At 60.8% G+C, this 14,599-nt stretch carries 13 protein-coding genes; 4 read left to right on the top strand and 9 right to left on the bottom strand.

Features of this window, described 5'->3' with window-relative positions:
- Positions 1 to 72 precede the first annotated feature (72 nt).
- From SJI03_RS12465 to glnA, 7 genes are all read right to left on the bottom strand, one after another.
- Positions 73 to 2,925 carry a TonB-dependent receptor gene (locus SJI03_RS12465; protein WP_322427395.1) on the bottom strand — a complete coding sequence of 951 codons (2,853 nt, stop codon included), beginning with the start codon at positions 2,923 to 2,925 and terminating at the stop codon, positions 73 to 75.
- A 375-nt stretch (positions 2,926 to 3,300) separates the two neighbouring features.
- Complete coding sequence (locus tag SJI03_RS12460; RefSeq protein ID WP_322427394.1) at positions 3,301 to 4,674, bottom strand: GAF domain-containing sensor histidine kinase; 1,374 nt, start codon at positions 4,672 to 4,674, stop codon at positions 3,301 to 3,303.
- Between the two features lie 134 nt (positions 4,675 to 4,808).
- Positions 4,809 to 5,774: a magnesium/cobalt transporter CorA gene (corA, locus tag SJI03_RS12455; RefSeq protein WP_034760218.1), complete on the bottom strand. Its 966-nt coding sequence runs from the start codon at positions 5,772 to 5,774 to the stop codon at positions 4,809 to 4,811.
- A 142-nt stretch (positions 5,775 to 5,916) separates the two neighbouring features.
- Positions 5,917 to 7,407, bottom strand: coding sequence for a nitrogen regulation protein NR(I) (ntrC, locus tag SJI03_RS12450; RefSeq protein WP_099379384.1), 1,491 nt, complete (start codon positions 7,405 to 7,407; stop codon positions 5,917 to 5,919).
- A 48-nt stretch (positions 7,408 to 7,455) separates the two neighbouring features.
- Positions 7,456 to 8,544, bottom strand: coding sequence for a nitrogen regulation protein NR(II) (glnL, locus tag SJI03_RS12445; RefSeq protein WP_035825143.1), 1,089 nt, complete (start codon positions 8,542 to 8,544; stop codon positions 7,456 to 7,458).
- Positions 8,545 to 8,549: 5 nt separating this feature from the next.
- Positions 8,550 to 9,032 carry a DUF4124 domain-containing protein gene (locus SJI03_RS12440; protein ID WP_099379421.1) on the bottom strand — a complete coding sequence of 161 codons (483 nt, stop codon included), beginning with the start codon at positions 9,030 to 9,032 and terminating at the stop codon, positions 8,550 to 8,552.
- Positions 9,033 to 9,215: 183 nt separating this feature from the next.
- On the bottom strand, positions 9,216 to 10,631 hold the full coding sequence (glnA, locus tag SJI03_RS12435) for a type I glutamate--ammonia ligase (RefSeq protein WP_029496182.1): 1,416 nt from the start codon (positions 10,629 to 10,631) through the stop codon (positions 9,216 to 9,218).
- A 385-nt stretch (positions 10,632 to 11,016) separates the two neighbouring features.
- Here glnA and SJI03_RS12430 point away from each other — a divergent pair, with 385 nt between their 5' ends.
- From SJI03_RS12430 to SJI03_RS12420, 3 genes are all read left to right on the top strand, one after another.
- A complete protein-coding gene (locus tag SJI03_RS12430) occupies positions 11,017 to 11,478 on the top strand; it encodes a rhodanese-like domain-containing protein (protein ID WP_099379382.1) in 462 nt (153 codons plus the stop codon).
- A gap of 209 nt (positions 11,479 to 11,687) precedes the next feature.
- Positions 11,688 to 11,798, top strand: a complete 111-nt coding sequence (locus SJI03_RS12425) for a type II toxin-antitoxin system RelE/ParE family toxin (protein WP_322427392.1) — start codon at positions 11,688 to 11,690, stop codon at positions 11,796 to 11,798.
- On the top strand, positions 11,795 to 12,079 hold the full coding sequence (locus tag SJI03_RS12420; protein WP_322427391.1) for a Fis family transcriptional regulator: 285 nt from the start codon (positions 11,795 to 11,797) through the stop codon (positions 12,077 to 12,079). Before SJI03_RS12425 ends, SJI03_RS12420 begins: the two co-directional genes overlap by 4 nt.
- Positions 12,080 to 12,083: 4 nt before the next feature.
- On the opposite strand, the gene SJI03_RS12415 is transcribed toward SJI03_RS12420, so the two are convergent.
- Entirely contained in the window at positions 12,084 to 13,436 is a 1,353-nt protein-coding gene (locus SJI03_RS12415) for a TAXI family TRAP transporter solute-binding subunit (protein ID WP_322427390.1), read from the bottom strand.
- A gap of 131 nt (positions 13,437 to 13,567) precedes the next feature.
- On the opposite strand from SJI03_RS12415, the gene SJI03_RS12410 reads away from it, so the two are divergent.
- A complete protein-coding gene (locus tag SJI03_RS12410) occupies positions 13,568 to 14,173 on the top strand; it encodes a glutathione S-transferase (RefSeq protein ID WP_322427389.1) in 606 nt (201 codons plus the stop codon).
- Here the strand turns inward: SJI03_RS12410 and SJI03_RS12405 are convergent.
- A complete protein-coding gene (locus tag SJI03_RS12405) occupies positions 14,170 to 14,550 on the bottom strand; it encodes a hypothetical protein (RefSeq protein WP_322427388.1) in 381 nt (126 codons plus the stop codon). The two genes, SJI03_RS12410 and SJI03_RS12405, sit on opposite strands and share 4 nt — an antisense overlap.
- Between the last annotated feature and the right edge of the window lie 49 nt (positions 14,551 to 14,599).

Here is a 14,599-nt window from a genome sequence, read left to right as displayed (position 1 = left end):
TGCCGGGCCCCGTGACGGGCCCGGCCGGTTTCCAGCGTAGTCGATGGCGCCCCAAGGGGCGCCATCGTGCGCTTAGAAGGTGTATTTCAAGCCTCCCGAGAAGTAACGACCCACGGCGCCAGCAAAGTCCAGCGGATTGTAGGAAACCGCACCATAGGTCAGCGGATCGAGCGGAGCACGTTTGTCGAACAAGTTCTGCACCGTGCCGAACAGCTCCAACTTCTCGTTGATCTTGTAGCGGGCATTCAGGTCGACGCTGGTGAACGAAGCGAGCTCGCAACCTGCCGGCGCATCGTCGCCATTGGCGTAATGGAAAGCGCAACCATCGGGATCGTTCTTGAAGTTAGTGTTTTTCAAGGCGCCGCGGTAGTTGGCCGTGGCCGAGACACGCAGCTTGCTGAGCTCCCAGGTCAAGCCCAGGTTGACGCGGTTGTCCGGCGTTCCCATGCAGTTGCTCACATCGCAATTGCCGTGGGTACCAGCAAAGTCACGCGAGCTGCCGTCCTTTTCCGTGCGCGTGAAAGTGAACAGGTGTGTCCACTTCGCATCGAAAGTCAGCTTGCCATAACCTGCGCCCAGGTCGAAGCCTTGACGGAAGTCCAGGTCGACGCCCCGTACCTTGGTCTGGGCCGAGTTCACGTAGTTTGCCAGCACTGCTGTGATGGCGCCCGGGTCGCCAGCAATACCGGCCTGCGCGGTCGAGGGATCGCGCGCCACATGGCCGGCGGCAATCGCCGCGTCCGTCTGTTCTTGGTTGATCTCGTTGGTACGCTTGATCTGCCAGAAGTCCACCGTCAGATTTGTCTTAGGCAATGGATCCCACACGAAGCCGATATTCGAGCTTTTCGATTTTTCCGGCGACAAAGCGGGGTTCGGCGAGGTAATGATGGCAATGGAAGCGGCCGAGCAAGCGGTGGTGACGCCGAGGGCGCAACGCAACGGATCGCTGGCCGACGAAAATGCCGCCAGGCCACCCTTGCCGTTTTCCGCCGCGCTCGGTGCACGGAAGCCCTTGGCGAACGAACCGCGCACGGCGAATTCCTTGACCGGATTCCATTTCAACCCTACCTTCGGCGTATAGGCATTGCCGACATCGGAAAAATGGTCGGCGCGAATGGCGCCCGACAGCTCGACGCCCTTCCATACCGGCGCCACCAGCTCCGTGTAGGCGGCCGTCACACTGCGGCTGCCTTCGTAAGCCGAATACCCCAGGCCGACAATATTGCCCTTGTCGGTGCCCGCTGTTGGCGCCAGTTCTGTCGATTCGTGACGATACTCCGCACCGACGGCGATACCGAGAGCGCCGCCTGGCAGCGCCATCAGCTCGCGCGATGCCTTGAAGTCGATCTGCGACATTTTGGTCGTCGCATCGTTGGAGATCGTCGGTGCCAGCGCAGCGTACAAGGCAGCCGAATTCAAACCCGCATTTTCGCCGATGCGCCAGTAGCTGCCTGCTGGCAAAGCTGCGTAGGCCGGGTTGCTCCCTGCGGCAGCCACATTCGCGGCCGTCGGGTTCAGCAGCGCAAACATCACGTCACGCTGCAGATAGCCGGAGCGGTCATTGGACACCTTGTTTTGCGAGTACAGCAAGGCCGTATCGAAATCCCATCCGGCGACGCTGCCTTTCAGGCCCGTGACAAAGCGGGTGAACGTCGAATCGATATTGCTGACGCGAGGACCGACATCGGCCGCCAGGTAGCGAAAGCGCGCGGCTGTCCCAAAATACGGATTGTCAGGATGGCTGGCGCCCAAGGCCACGGCCGCATTGCTGACCGGACCGCCCGGGTAGCCGACGCTGCCGCTGATGCCGGACGGCGTCGTGGACGAAGACGATTTGCTGGTGAAATAGTTCGCTTCGGCATACGCCTGCACGCCCTGATTGAGCTGGAAGGTCCCGCGCAAGAAGACATTGCCAGTTTCCTGGCTCGGCTGCATCTGGCTGTACAGTTGCGCCGCATCGATCAGGCAACCGCCACCTGGATCGCCTTGTGGATGGTTGGTGAAGTTGGAGCACGCAGCACCGGGAAAGGTCCGCGTAAAGCCGACGCCATTCAAGGCACCGCGGTTGTAGTAATCAAGCGTTGTCGGATTGCGCACGTTGCCGTTGATGGCACTGCCCGCAGCATTGTTGCCCGTAATGGCTCCCGTACCGCCGAGCGCCTGTTGCGCATCAAATCCGTAATTGCGTAAATCCGAAGCGCCAATATAGCCACGGCCGGAGCGGTCACGGTTCCAGACGGCATTTTTCTTGCCATACTCAGCACTCATGACCACGTTGTACCTGTCAGTGACGATATCACCAAAGCCATGCGTCACGGCCAGGCGCACATCGGCACCATCGCTATAACCAGTCTGTCCATAGCTGGCTTTCAGGGTCGTTCCCTGAAAATCACTGCGCAGAATGATATTCACCACGCCAGCGATGGCATCGGAACCGTAAATAGCCGAAGCCCCGTCCTTCAGAATCTCGACGCGTTCGACAGCATCGGCGGGAATGATATTCAGATCAGAAAAGACCTTTTGGCCATCGTCGGCCAGCCCGTATGGCGCGATACGGCGACCATTGAGCAAAACCAGCGTGGAAGCGGTACCCAGGCCGCGCAGGGAAATACCCGATGCGCCGGCAGCAAAGCCATTGCCGAAGCTGGTAGGAACCGACCCTTGGTTATCGACTGCCAGCGTCTGGAGCAATTCCGCTACTGTCGATTTGCCCGATTTTTCGATATCTGCCCGGCTCAGGGTTTGAACAGGAGAGACACCTTCCGCCTGCGCACGACGAATATTCGACCCGGTGATCTCCACCCGTTGTACGGTAGGAGAGGCAGGTGCGGTCTCTTGTGCAAGTGCTGGCTGAGCCAGCACGCCAATGGCAATCCCTGAAAACATCAGGCGCACAGAGCGAGATAATACGGTTTCGTTAAGCATTGTTGTATCCTTGAATAAAGCAAATTTAAGAAAACCGTCATCGTTTGGATGAGGTTAATACATTGCAAATCCAACTATCCGTCTAGCTCAGCCTTCAAAACTGCATACCCGGCGACAGGCACCAAAACAGCTCGGGCGTGGCCTGCGACATCCTGCCAACCCCGCTACAAATTTACTAATACTTTGTTACAAGCTGAGAAATTTCATCAAAACATGACGTAAATTCAGTGTCAATATTTGAATTTCCAATTCATACATAGAAACAACACTCGCGACCGTTTTCACAAACATGCCTGCGCATCTTTGACGAACAATGCCTTTTGATAATAAATTTAAGAGAAGGGAAGGATGGCGGACCAGACGACGCAGGCGCGGTCAGCTGGCCAGCGGCAGCCTGATCTGTATATGACAGCCGGGCGTGCTGTCGATGGCGCACACCTGGCCGCCCAGCTGCTGCACGATGGTGTAGACGATGTGCATGCCCAGGCCGGAGCCGCCCTGGCCACGCTTGGTGGTGAAAAACGGTTCAAACATGTGTTCGCGCACGGCCGGCGCCAGGCCGATGCCGTCGTCGGAAAATTCCAGCAGCAGCCAGCGCAAGGCCGCGTCCGTGTCATCCGCCTCGATGCGCGCGCGTATCGTGATGCGCCCTGGCCCGCCCTGCGGATAGCCATGGCGGGCGCTGTTCATCAGCAGGTTCGACAGGATTTGCGACAGCTTGCCGGCCGCCAGGCGCACCTGGCAATCGGGCGCGATATCGAGTTCCACACCCAGCGCCGCCTTGCGCAGTTCCGGGCTGTGCGCCGACACCAGGCCGTGCACATAGTCGTGCAGCGCCAGGTCGGCCACGTATTCGCTGACCTGGTCCACGGCCAGCTGCTTGAAATTGCCGATCAGGTCGGCAGCGCGCGCCAGGTTGCGCTCGATCAAGGCGGCCGCACCTTTCAAGGATTCGGCAATGTCGATCAGTTCGGCGCGGCTGACCTTGGCACCACCCAGCAGCTGCACCAGCTGGTCGGCATAGCTGCCCATGCTCGACGCCGCCGTCAGCGCCACGCCGATGGGCGTGTTGACCTCATGCGAGACCCCGGCCACCAGCGAACCGAGGGCCGCCATCTGCTCCTGCTCGATCAGGTTGGCTTGCGCCGCCAGCAGCGATTCGGTGCGCACGCGCACGATTTCTTCCAGCTGCTGGGTGCGTTCCTGATGCTGCAGCTCGGCCGCGCCGCGCGCCGAAAAGATCGACAGCAGCAACAGCGCCAGCAAGCGCTTGTTTTCATCGATGGGACGCGTGTCGATGGCCGACAGGATGCCCAGGGTCTTGCCGTCGGTATCGATCAGCGGCATGCCGACATAGCTTTCCGCCCGCATGTCGACGAGGAGGGTATCGAATGGAAAGCGACGCTGGATGTCGCTGCCATGAAAACACATGCTCTGGCAGGTCACGTCCTGGCAAGGCGTGTGCTGCAGGCTGTATTCGATATTCGGCTGGTAGCCATCGCCGCCCCACAGGGCCAGGGTGCGGATGCCTTCGCTGCCATCTTCCAGGCGCACCAGGCGCCCGGCGATCACATAGTGCACGTCGAGCGCTTCGGCCAGGTCCTTGACGAGGATGCGCAGGAAGTCGTCGCCCCGGGCGTGCGCCGTCGAGGCGGTAATCGAGCGCAGGGCCGCTTCCGCCAGGGTGCGCCGCTGCTCGGCATCGAACAGGGGTTCTTGCGAATTCACATCAAACAACGGAATACTCATGAATGCTCCTGCACGGCACCGGAAGCGCAGGCACACCTGCCGGCGCGGCGACTCTCAGCCATGGCCCGCCCCAGCGGACCTGCCGCGATTGTACCCCTGGCTATTGCTTAATAATACAGATACACAGGAATTTTTTACAGCCAGCCGGAACGCTTGAACAAGTAATACATATAACCGCAGACACAGCTCATCACTGCCACGGCGGCCGGATAACCGTAATGCCAGTCCAGCTCCGGCATGAACTTGAAATTCATGCCCCAGATGCCCGCAAACGCCGTAAATACGGCGAAAATAGCGGCCCAGGCCGCCAACTGCTTGTTCACTTCGCTCTCGTCGATGGCCACCATCGACAGATTCACCTGGATGGCCGTGCTGATCGTGTCGCGGATGGTGTCGAGCGTGCCGTTGATGCGCGCCAGATGGTCGTGCACGTCGCGGAAATACTCCTGGGTATCGTGGCACAGCGGCGGCACCCTCCCGCCGTGCAGCTTGCCCACTGCTTCCATCAGGGGCGCCACCACGTGGCGCAAGACCATGACCTTGCGTTTCAACTGGTACAGCCGTTCGATATTGTCGCGCTCGGTGCCACGGTCGAAGATGCGGTCCTCGATCAGTTCCAGCTCCGATTCCAGCGCGTCGAGCACGGGAAAATACCGGTCGACGACGGCGTCCATCAGCGCGTACAGCACGAAGGCCGAGCCCTGGCGCAGCAAGTGCGGTTCGCGCTCGGCACGCGCGCGGACACCGAGGAAACCTTGCGAGCTGTTGCTGCGCGACGAGAGCACGTAATTGGCGCCGACAAAAATGTCGACTTCGCCCAGCACCAGTTCGTTCTCGACCATTTCCACGGTTTTCACGACGGCAAACAGGGAATCGCCATATTCCTCGATCTTCGGCCGCTGGTGGCCCCGCTGCGCGTCTTCCACCGCCAGTTCATGCAGGCAAAACTCGTGCTGCATCTGTTTCAGTTCGTCCGGCGTGGCGTCGAGCAGGGCGACCCAGACGAAACAATCGGGGCGTTCGACGTAATCGCTGATGTCGTCGATCGGCAAGTCGGCCAGTTTTTTGCCATCCTGGTAGGCCACGCAGTTAATCAGCATACAGTTCCACAATGAAAGTTAAGACCGGACGAAACAGTCCGGCAGGCGCCAGCTTACCTTATCGCCTGCAGTGTGTGTTGTGGCGTGCAAGGGACGCCGTGCGGAAAAGCGGACGGAGCGGACGCTCCGTCCGGAAGACAGATCAATCGTCCTTGGCGCCGTCGATGCCCAGTTCGGAGATCTTGCGGGTGATGGTGTTGCGGCCGATACCCAGACGCACGGCGGCGTCGTTCTTGCGTCCGTGCGTATGCTTGAGCGCCGTCTTGATCAGGGCCGACTCGAATTGCCGTCCCAGCACGGCCATGACTTCCTGCTGCCCCGCGCCCAGCATGCCCGCTGCCTGCAATTCCAGCAAGCCGATCCAGCCCGGCGGCGCGCCATTGGCAGGCGCGGCCGCTTCGAAGACCTGGCCACCATGCGCATGAGCAACATTTGCTGGCGCCACGTCAGCGGACGCCACCGTGGCAGCGCCATCGCCCTGCCCCTGCGTCAATTCCAGCGGCAAGTCCTTGATTTCCACCGTCTGGCCCGGCGCCATGACGGTGATCCAGTTGCACAGGTTTTCCAGCTGGCGCACATTGCCGGGCAAATCGAGGCTGCTGAGGAACTGCATCGTCGGCTCGCTCATGCGTTTGGCTTCCACGCCCAGCTGACGCGCGCTTTGCACCAGGAAGTGGCGCACCAGAATGGGGATATCCTCGCGCCGCTCCCGCAAACTGGGCAGGCGCAGCCGGATCACGTTCAGGCGGTGATACAAGTCTTCGCGGAACAGGCCGTCGCGCACGCGTTGCTCGAGGTTCTGGTGTGTGGCCGTAATGACGCGCACGTTCGCCTTCATGGGCTGATGGCCGCCGACACGATAGAAATGGCCGTCGGACAATACGCGCAGCAAGCGCGTCTGCAAGTCGAATGGCATGTCGCCGATTTCATCGAGGAACAAAGTGCCGTTCTCGGCTTGCTCGAAACGGCCGCGGCGCGTCGTCTGGGCGCCCGTAAACGCCCCCCGTTCGTGGCCAAACAGTTCGGACTCGAGCAAATCCTTGGGGATCGCCGCCGTGTTGAGGGCGATGAAAGGCTGCGCCGCGCGCGGGCTGTGCTTGTGCAGCGCGCGCGCCACAAGTTCCTTGCCGGAACCGGATTCGCCCGTGATGAGCACGGTGACATTCGATTGCGACAGCCGGCCGATGGCGCGGAAGACTTCCTGCATGGCCGGCGCCTGGCCGAGGATTTCCGGCGTTTCGGACGGGCCTGACTCCACGCTCGTCTCGCGCAGGCTCTCTTCCAGCGCGCGGCGGATCAGCTCGACAGCCTTGTCGATATCGAACGGTTTGGCCAGGTACTCGAAGGCGCCGCCCTGGAAGGCTGCGACGGCCGAATCGAGGTCGGAAAAGGCCGTGATGATGATGACCGGCAAGCCGGGAAAGCGCGACTTGACCGTCTGCAGCAATTCCAGGCCGGACGCGCCCGGCATGCGGATATCGGACACGAGCACTTGCGGCGTGTCAAATTCCAGTGCGGCGATGGCGTCGCGCGCATTGGCAAAACTCTTGGTGGCGAGATTTTCCCGCGCCAGGGCTTTTTCCAGCACCCAGCGGATTGATTCGTCGTCGTCAACTATCCAGATTGGCTTCATTAGTGTGTGCGTCCCGCAATGGATTTCATGGGTGGGATACCGCCTCGCTTATGGCAAGGGTAGAACGATCCTGAAATCGGTGTATCCAGGCCGGCTTTCGCACTCGATCACGCCCAGGTGCTGTTGCACGAAGGTTTGCGCCAAGGTCAGTCCCAGTCCGCTGCCGCCTTCCCTTCCCGACACCAGCGGGTAGAAAATCCGGTCGCGGATCTGGGGTGCGATGCCCGGTCCATTGTCAATGATATGCAAGTCTAATGCCAGGCCGTAACGGACCTTGGCCAGGGTCACCTGGCGCGCCACGCGCGTCTTGAAAATCAGCTCCGCGTCGCCCGCCTCGATGCGCTCGGCCAGGGCTTGCGCCGCGTTGTGCGCGATATTGAGCACGGTTTGTATCAATTGCTCCTTGTCGCCGCGAAACTCGGGAATCGACGCGTCGTAATCGCGCGAAATGGTCAGGCCGCTGGGGAATTCGGCCAGGATCAGGCTGCGGACCCGTTCGCACACTTCGTGGATATTCACGTCGCCCACGATATGCGGGCGGCGGTGCGGCGCCAGCAGGCGGTCGACCAGGGTTTGCAGGCGGTCCGCTTCCTTGATGATGACTTGCGTGTATTCGCGCAGCTCGCTCAAGTGCAGGGCCGGCAATTCCAGCTCCAGCAGCTGGGCCGCGCCGCGGATGCCGCCCAGCGGGTTCTTGATTTCATGCGCCAGATTGCGGATCAGCTCCTTGTTGACCTGGCTCTGGTCGAGGATGCGCTCCTCGCGGTCGAGTTTTAATTGCTGCACGTTTTCGCGCAGTTCGATCAACACGCCGTCGCGCGGCGCGTCGAGCGCGCTGACGATGCTGTGCACGCGCAGCGGCTCGCGTCCCAGGCGCTCCAGGCTCAGGTCCTGGCGCAGGTCGGAAAACTTGTGTTCGAGCGCCTGCGCGCAAATGCCGGCCAGCTCCTCGGGATTGAGGAACAGCGCCGTCAGCTTTTGCCGCGACAAGGCCTTCAATGAGCTTTCCAGCAAGTTTTCCGCCGCCGCGTTGGCATAGCTGATGCGGCCGTCGCCATCGAGCAGGATCACGGCCGAGGCCAGCAAATCAAGGCCGGCCAGGTGGGCGGGACGGCTGGAATGGTTGTCTAGTGTCATGTGCTTTACCGAATATTCGCGATCTCGCGTTTCAGGGCCTCGACGTTCTGCTGTGTCCGGCCAATGTTGTCCTTCAACTGCGCCACCCGTTCCTGGTATTTCGCATAGTTACGCTCATTGCCCTGGCGTTCGGGCTGGCCGCCATTGAATTCCAGGCGCTGCGCCGCCAGTTTCTGCTCTTCGCTGCGCAATTCGTCCTGCAGGATCTGGCGCCGGTCCAGGTCGCGCGCGCGCTGCTCGGCGCCATCGACCTTGGGAAACGCGCCAGCGGCAGGCGCCGCCGTGGCCACCGCCTGTGTGGCGGGCCGGGCCGGCGCACCGGCCAGCGGCGCCGTCTTGCGTGGGGGCTCCGTCATGGCGCCCGGCAAATCGAGCAACTGGCAATGTGCGCCAGCCCGCTTGTCCGTGTACGTCTTGTGTCCTTGCGCATCGGCGCACACATACAACTGCCCGTGCGCCTGTGCCGCCGCGCCCAGCAATCCTGCCATCAGCGCCATTCTGTAATGCTTGGTCAATCTTCACTCCTGTCAGCACATGCCGTATCAATCCTTGGCCGACTATACAACACCGTACTGTCACCGCCTTGGCGTACAGCATAAAAAAACGCGGGCAAGACCATCGCCTCACCCGCGTTTTTTATTCACTACCGGCACATTGCCGGCGTGGCGCCATTACAGCGAGTAATACATGTCGAACTCGGCAGGATGCGTGGTCATGCGCATGCGCTGTACGTCCTGCATTTTCAGTTCCAGGTAAGCGTCGATCATCGAATCGCTGAACACGCCGCCACGGGTCAGGAACTCGCGGTCCTTGTCCAGTGCGTCCAGAGCTTCTTCCAGCGAAGCGCACACGGTCGGGATCAGTGCGTCTTCTTCCGGCGGCAGATGGTACAGATCTTTCGAGGCGGCTTCGCCCGGATGTATCTTGTTGGCAACGCCATCCAGGCCAGCCATCAGCAGTGCGGCGAAGCACAGGTACGGGTTCGCCAGTGGATCCGGGAAGCGCGCTTCGACGCGGCGGCCTTTTGGATTGGCCACGTGCGGGATACGGATCGAGGCGGAACGGTTTTTCGCCGAGTACGCCAGTTTCACTGGGGCTTCGTAGCCTGGTACCAGACGCTTGTACGAGTTGGTGCCCGGGTTGGTGATCGCGTTCAGTGCCTTGGCGTGCTTGATGATGCCGCCGATGTAGTACAGGGCGAAATCGGACAGGCCGGCATAGCCGTCGCCAGCGAACAGGTTTTTGCCATCTTTCCATACGGATTGATGCACGTGCATGCCCGAACCGTTGTCGCCAACGATAGGTTTCGGCATGAAGGTAGCGGTCTTGCCGTAGCTGTGCGCCACGTTCCACACCACATATTTCAGGTTTTGCGTCCAGTCGGCGCGCTCGACCAGGGTCGAGAACTTGGTGCCGATTTCATTCTGACCGGCGCCGGCGACTTCGTGATGATGTACCTCAACCGGGATGCCCAGCGATTCCAGAATCAGGCACATTTCCGAACGCATGTCCTGGAAGCTGTCCACTGGTGGCACGGGGAAGTAGCCGCCCTTGACGGTAGGACGGTGGCCGCTGTTGCCGCCTTCGATGTCCTTGCCGGTCGACCACGAACCTTCGTCCGAACCGATCTTGACGAAGCAGCCCGACATGTCGATCTTCCAGCGCACGCTGTCAAAGATGAAGAATTCTGGCTCAGGGCCGAAGTAGGCGGTGTCGCCCATGCCCGACGACTTCAGGTAGGCTTCGGCGCGTTTCGCGATCGAGCGCGGGTCGCGGTCGTAGCCCTTGCCGTCCGACGGTTCGATCACGTCGCACTGCATGAACAGGGTCGTTTCTTCCATGAACGGGTCGATATTGGCCGTGTTTGGATCCGGCAGCAAGATCATGTCGGACGCTTCAATGCCTTTCCAGCCAGCGATCGAAGAACCGTCAAAGGCGTGGCCCGACTCGAATTTGTCCATGTCGAAGTGCGACACGGGAACCGTCACGTGCTGCTCTTTACCACGGGTATCAGCAAAGCGGAAATCAACGAATTTGACTTCGTTTTCTTCTACCATCTTCAAGACTTCTGCGGCTGTCATTGCCATGCGTATCTCCTAAATGAATGTGGGGTGAGCCGACCTTAGTGCGTCTGGGCTGATGAAGCGAAGCAAACATTGCGTGCCACCAAAACTCATAGGGATCATAGCAGATTCCATGCCAGCTTCAGGAGCCCCCAGGTGCCAGCAATAAAATTACTGCCATCCCAGTGAAAGTTTTCATGCCCGCGATTTTCCTGCTGCGTTTGCGTCAAATCAAGAATGCACTAAGCAAGTGCAAAAAACGAATAACGCACCATTATCGTGCATTTTGTGCGAATTCCTGAAAAATGCCTCGTTGTGGTGCGTCAACTGTGCACCATCGTTTCCCGTTTGCGGGGCGCGAACGGCGCACTATAATCGACCATACCTGCCCACTTTCATCGAGGACGCCATGACCACCGCCGCCGACATCCTGACCACCGCCCGCAGCCGGGCCAACGAAGGTACGCCGTATGCCGGCGCCGTCACGCCGCAGGAAGCGTACGACCTGCTGCAGGGCGATGCCGCCGCCAAGCTCATCGACGTGCGCACGAATGCCGAGCGCGACTGGGTGGGCCGGGTCGACATCGCCGATACCCAGCATGGTGCGGTGCAGTGGGCCATCTACCCCGGTGGCGTGCCGAATCCCGACTTTCTCGCCCAGCTGGCCGCCCAGGCCGGCAAGGACGAGGTACTGCTGTTCCTGTGCCGCTCCGGCGTGCGTTCGCGCCACGCCGCCAAGCTGGCGACAGAGCACGGCTATATCAACTGCTTCGACATCCTCGAAGGCTTCGAGGGCGACAAGGATGCCGATGGCCATCGCAAGCAGATCGGCGGCTGGTGCAAGGCCGGACTGCCGTGGTTGGGCGCCTGACGCTGGCCGCATGACTATCTGAACAGTGTTTGATCTGGCGGGCCACCCTGCGGCCCGCCATCGGCTACAACCATCCATGCGCGCCCGATTTTTTCAAGAGCGGCGCAAATTCTCCTTGCGAACATGTACCTTATATAGTGCAACGTAGAGGTGCGTCATGGATGCTTCCGGCTTGCGGCAAATTACCCTGCTGTTCTATGCGAACGGCCATGACGGGCAGCGCGGCCCTGGTGGCGCTGCACGGCTTTATCAAGAAAACCCGCGCCACGCCCGATGACGACCTGGCGCTGGCAAGGAAACGCTACAAGGAACTGACATGAACGCCACCGCACCGCACCTCGGCAGCAGTCTCGACGACTTCCTCAAGGAAGAAGGCCTCTTCGAGCAAACGCAAAACCGCGCCATCAAGGAAGTGATCGCCTGGCAATTGACGCAGGCGATGCAGGAACAATCGATGTCGAAGACGCGCATGGCGGCCCTGCTGCAGACGAGCCGTTCGCAGCTCGACCGCCTGCTCGACCCCAGCAGCGACGTGACGCTCTCGACCCTGGAACGGGCCGCCGCGCTGGTCGGACGCAAGCTGTCAATCACCCTCGTTTAAGTCCTCAGGCCGGCTCGCCCGCCTCGACTGCAGGATGCTCGCCCATCAAGGTCAGGATGCGCTTGCGCACGAAATTGATGTGGCTGCGCAAGCCATACAAACCATCGGCAAACGACAGGGGAATCGAGATCTGGTTGACCATCTCCTCGATCTGGTCCAGCCGTTTCAATTGCGCCGCATACACTTGCGCACGCTGCTCTGGCGGCACATCTTCCAGCGCCTGCTCCACCGTGCGCAACTGGCCATACCAGCGGTACACGCGTGAACGGATGCGCCACACGTACAAGGGCGGCACCACGCGCGACAGCGGTAAAATCAGCGCGCCCAGGGCCACCACCAGCACCCACATGCGGTCAAAGAAATTGGCCAGCCAGAAACTCATGTAGCGCTGCAGCACGGGTGCGCCATCCTTGTAGAATTTCAGCGCTTCGGGCGCCACGGGAATTTCCGTGTAGCGCGCGGACGGGAACTGCCCCTGCTGCTGGAACCAGCCCGTGCCGCCATGGATACCGGCCGCCGCCTGCACGAACAGGTCGATCAGGGCCGGATGCAAGTCTTCGCGCGCCACCAGGGTAGCGGTCGGTGCGATCAAATGATAATCCTGCGCGGGAATGTTCTGCCCCAGGTCGACGATGCCACGTGGCAAGACAACATGCGTGAGGAAAGGCAAGCGCCGCGTGTAGGCTTCCGCTTGCGAAAAATCAAACAGCTTGATGCCCGGCGTTTGCAGCAGCATCTGGATCAACGGCGCTTCCGGCGCCGAGCTGAACACGAGTCCGTCGATGCGCCCTTCCAGCAACTCCACCGTGGCGGGCGTGTTCTGCAAGTCGCTCACCGTCAATTCCTTCGCTTCGACGCCATTCACAGACAGCAACTGCCGGAACAGACCGGGCACGCCCGTGCCTTCCGGTCCCAGGTTGATCTTCAGGCCCTTCAATTGCGTCAGCTCCGTCACGGCCTTGTCTTCGCGCATGAAGAGCCAGACGGGTTCCGTAAACAGGCTGCCCAGGGAAATCAAGCCGTGGCGCTCGGCATCGTCGTGTTCCGTCGAGCCGCTTTGCACGAAAGCAATATCGGTCTTGCCCGCGTTCAGGCGCTGCAGGTTTTCCTGCGAGCCCAGCGACGGCTGCAAGGTCACCTTGATGCCGTGTTTGGCCAGGGTGGCCGCATATTTCTTTCCGAACTCTTCATAGGCGCTATTGTCCTGCCCCGTCGACAGGCTCACCTGGCGTGGCGGCGCCGGGTCGACCAGCCAGTAAGCGAGCGCGCAAAATGCGCCGACCAGCAGCAAGGTGGGACCGGCGGTGGCGAGGAAATCGCGCACGGAAAAGCGGCTGAACGCGAGGATTTTGGACATGTGGTGGCGCATAGGTTTCATGGGTGGCTACGATGCCAAGAAAACCTCAACTATGCAAGGCACTTTCACATGCGCGGCGTGGCCAAATCCGCTACAGTGGCAGATCAACCACCTGCCTTCTGGAGCCCCGCATGCTGAAAATTCTTGGAAAAGCCGCCTCGATCAATGTCCGCAAAGTCCTGTGGACGTGCGAGGAACTCGACCTGCCCTACGAACGCGAAGACTGGGGCAGCGGCTTTCGCGCCACCGACGACCCGGCCTTCCTGGCCCTGAACCCGAACGCCATGGTGCCCGTGCTGCTCGATGGCGACCTGGTGCTGTGGGAATCGAACACGATTTGCCGCTACCTGTGCGCCCAGGCGGGCCGCGACGACTTGCTGCCAAGCACGCCCCGCGCCCGCGCGGAAGTGGAAAAATGGATGGATTGGCAAATGGGTGACCTCAACAACAGTTGGCGCTACGCCTTCATGTCGCTGGTGCGCCACAGCCCGGCGCACCAGGATGCGGCGCAGCTGGTGGCCGGTATTGCCGGATGGAACAAGATGATGGGCGTGCTGGAACAGCAGTTGCAGCGCACGGGCGCCTTCGTCTGCGGCGAAACGTTCACCCTGGCCGATATCGTGCTGGGCCTGTCCGTCAAGCGCTGGCTGATGGCGCCGATGCAGCGCCCCGACTATCCGGCCATCGCCGCCTACCACGCGCGCCTGGAAGATAAAACGGCCGTGTTTGCCGGTTAGTCCAGTTCGATTGCCTCGACCGTGCCGCCGATGACGTAGCAATCGCCATCGCGGCGCACCTCATCCAGGGTCGCCGGGTCATCGTGCGTGTAGGTGCCGTCGATATCCACGCACCACACATCGCCGAAACGCAGCAGCTTCACGCCGCAGCAGATGCGGTTGATGAAGTTGCCCGGGGTCCTGACCAGCACTTCGCGCACCGCGCCCACGGTGATGGCGACCTGGCGCCAGACGTTGCCTTCCAGCCCATGATTTCTTGCGTACAAGACGATGCGTACTGCCTGCACGCCCCGTGGCTGGTACAGTTGCTCGATGGAAACAAGCTCGCCATCGTCGAAACGGTGGTATTGCGCAAAGATTTGCTGCGTTTGTTCCATAGGTGCTTTCTCCTCAGCAAAAAAAAACCGGCCCGCGAAGGCCGGCTTT

Origin of the sequence: Janthinobacterium sp. GMG1 (assembly GCF_034427795.1) — a bacterium.
Classification (GTDB): Bacteria; Pseudomonadota; Gammaproteobacteria; order Burkholderiales; family Burkholderiaceae_D; genus Janthinobacterium.
The sequence above is the reverse complement of the archived record's forward strand: the minus strand, read 5'-3'. Positions and strand labels throughout refer to the sequence as shown.

Excerpts from the sequence above, each read along its gene's own strand:
- SJI03_RS12465 (WP_322427395.1), bottom strand. The coding sequence starts at position 2,925 with ATGCTTAACGAAACCGTATTATCTCGCTCTGTGCGCCTGATGTTTTCA.
- SJI03_RS12460 (WP_322427394.1), bottom strand. The coding sequence starts at position 4,674 with ATGAGTATTCCGTTGTTTGATGTGAATTCGCAAGAACCCCTGTTCGAT.
- corA (WP_034760218.1), bottom strand. The coding sequence starts at position 5,774 with ATGCTGATTAACTGCGTGGCCTACCAGGATGGCAAAAAACTGGCCGAC.
- ntrC (WP_099379384.1), bottom strand. The coding sequence starts at position 7,407 with ATGAAGCCAATCTGGATAGTTGACGACGACGAATCAATCCGCTGGGTG.
- glnL (WP_035825143.1), bottom strand. The coding sequence starts at position 8,544 with ATGACACTAGACAACCATTCCAGCCGTCCCGCCCACCTGGCCGGCCTT.
- SJI03_RS12440 (WP_099379421.1), bottom strand. The coding sequence starts at position 9,032 with ATGGCAGGATTGCTGGGCGCGGCGGCACAGGCGCACGGGCAGTTGTAT.
- glnA (WP_029496182.1), bottom strand. The coding sequence starts at position 10,631 with ATGGCAATGACAGCCGCAGAAGTCTTGAAGATGGTAGAAGAAAACGAA.
- SJI03_RS12430 (WP_099379382.1), top strand. The coding sequence starts at position 11,017 with ATGACCACCGCCGCCGACATCCTGACCACCGCCCGCAGCCGGGCCAAC.
- SJI03_RS12425 (WP_322427392.1), top strand. The coding sequence starts at position 11,688 with ATGACGGGCAGCGCGGCCCTGGTGGCGCTGCACGGCTTTATCAAGAAA.
- SJI03_RS12420 (WP_322427391.1), top strand. The coding sequence starts at position 11,795 with ATGAACGCCACCGCACCGCACCTCGGCAGCAGTCTCGACGACTTCCTC.
- SJI03_RS12415 (WP_322427390.1), bottom strand. The coding sequence starts at position 13,436 with ATGTCCAAAATCCTCGCGTTCAGCCGCTTTTCCGTGCGCGATTTCCTC.
- SJI03_RS12410 (WP_322427389.1), top strand. The coding sequence starts at position 13,568 with ATGCTGAAAATTCTTGGAAAAGCCGCCTCGATCAATGTCCGCAAAGTC.
- SJI03_RS12405 (WP_322427388.1), bottom strand. The coding sequence starts at position 14,550 with ATGGAACAAACGCAGCAAATCTTTGCGCAATACCACCGTTTCGACGAT.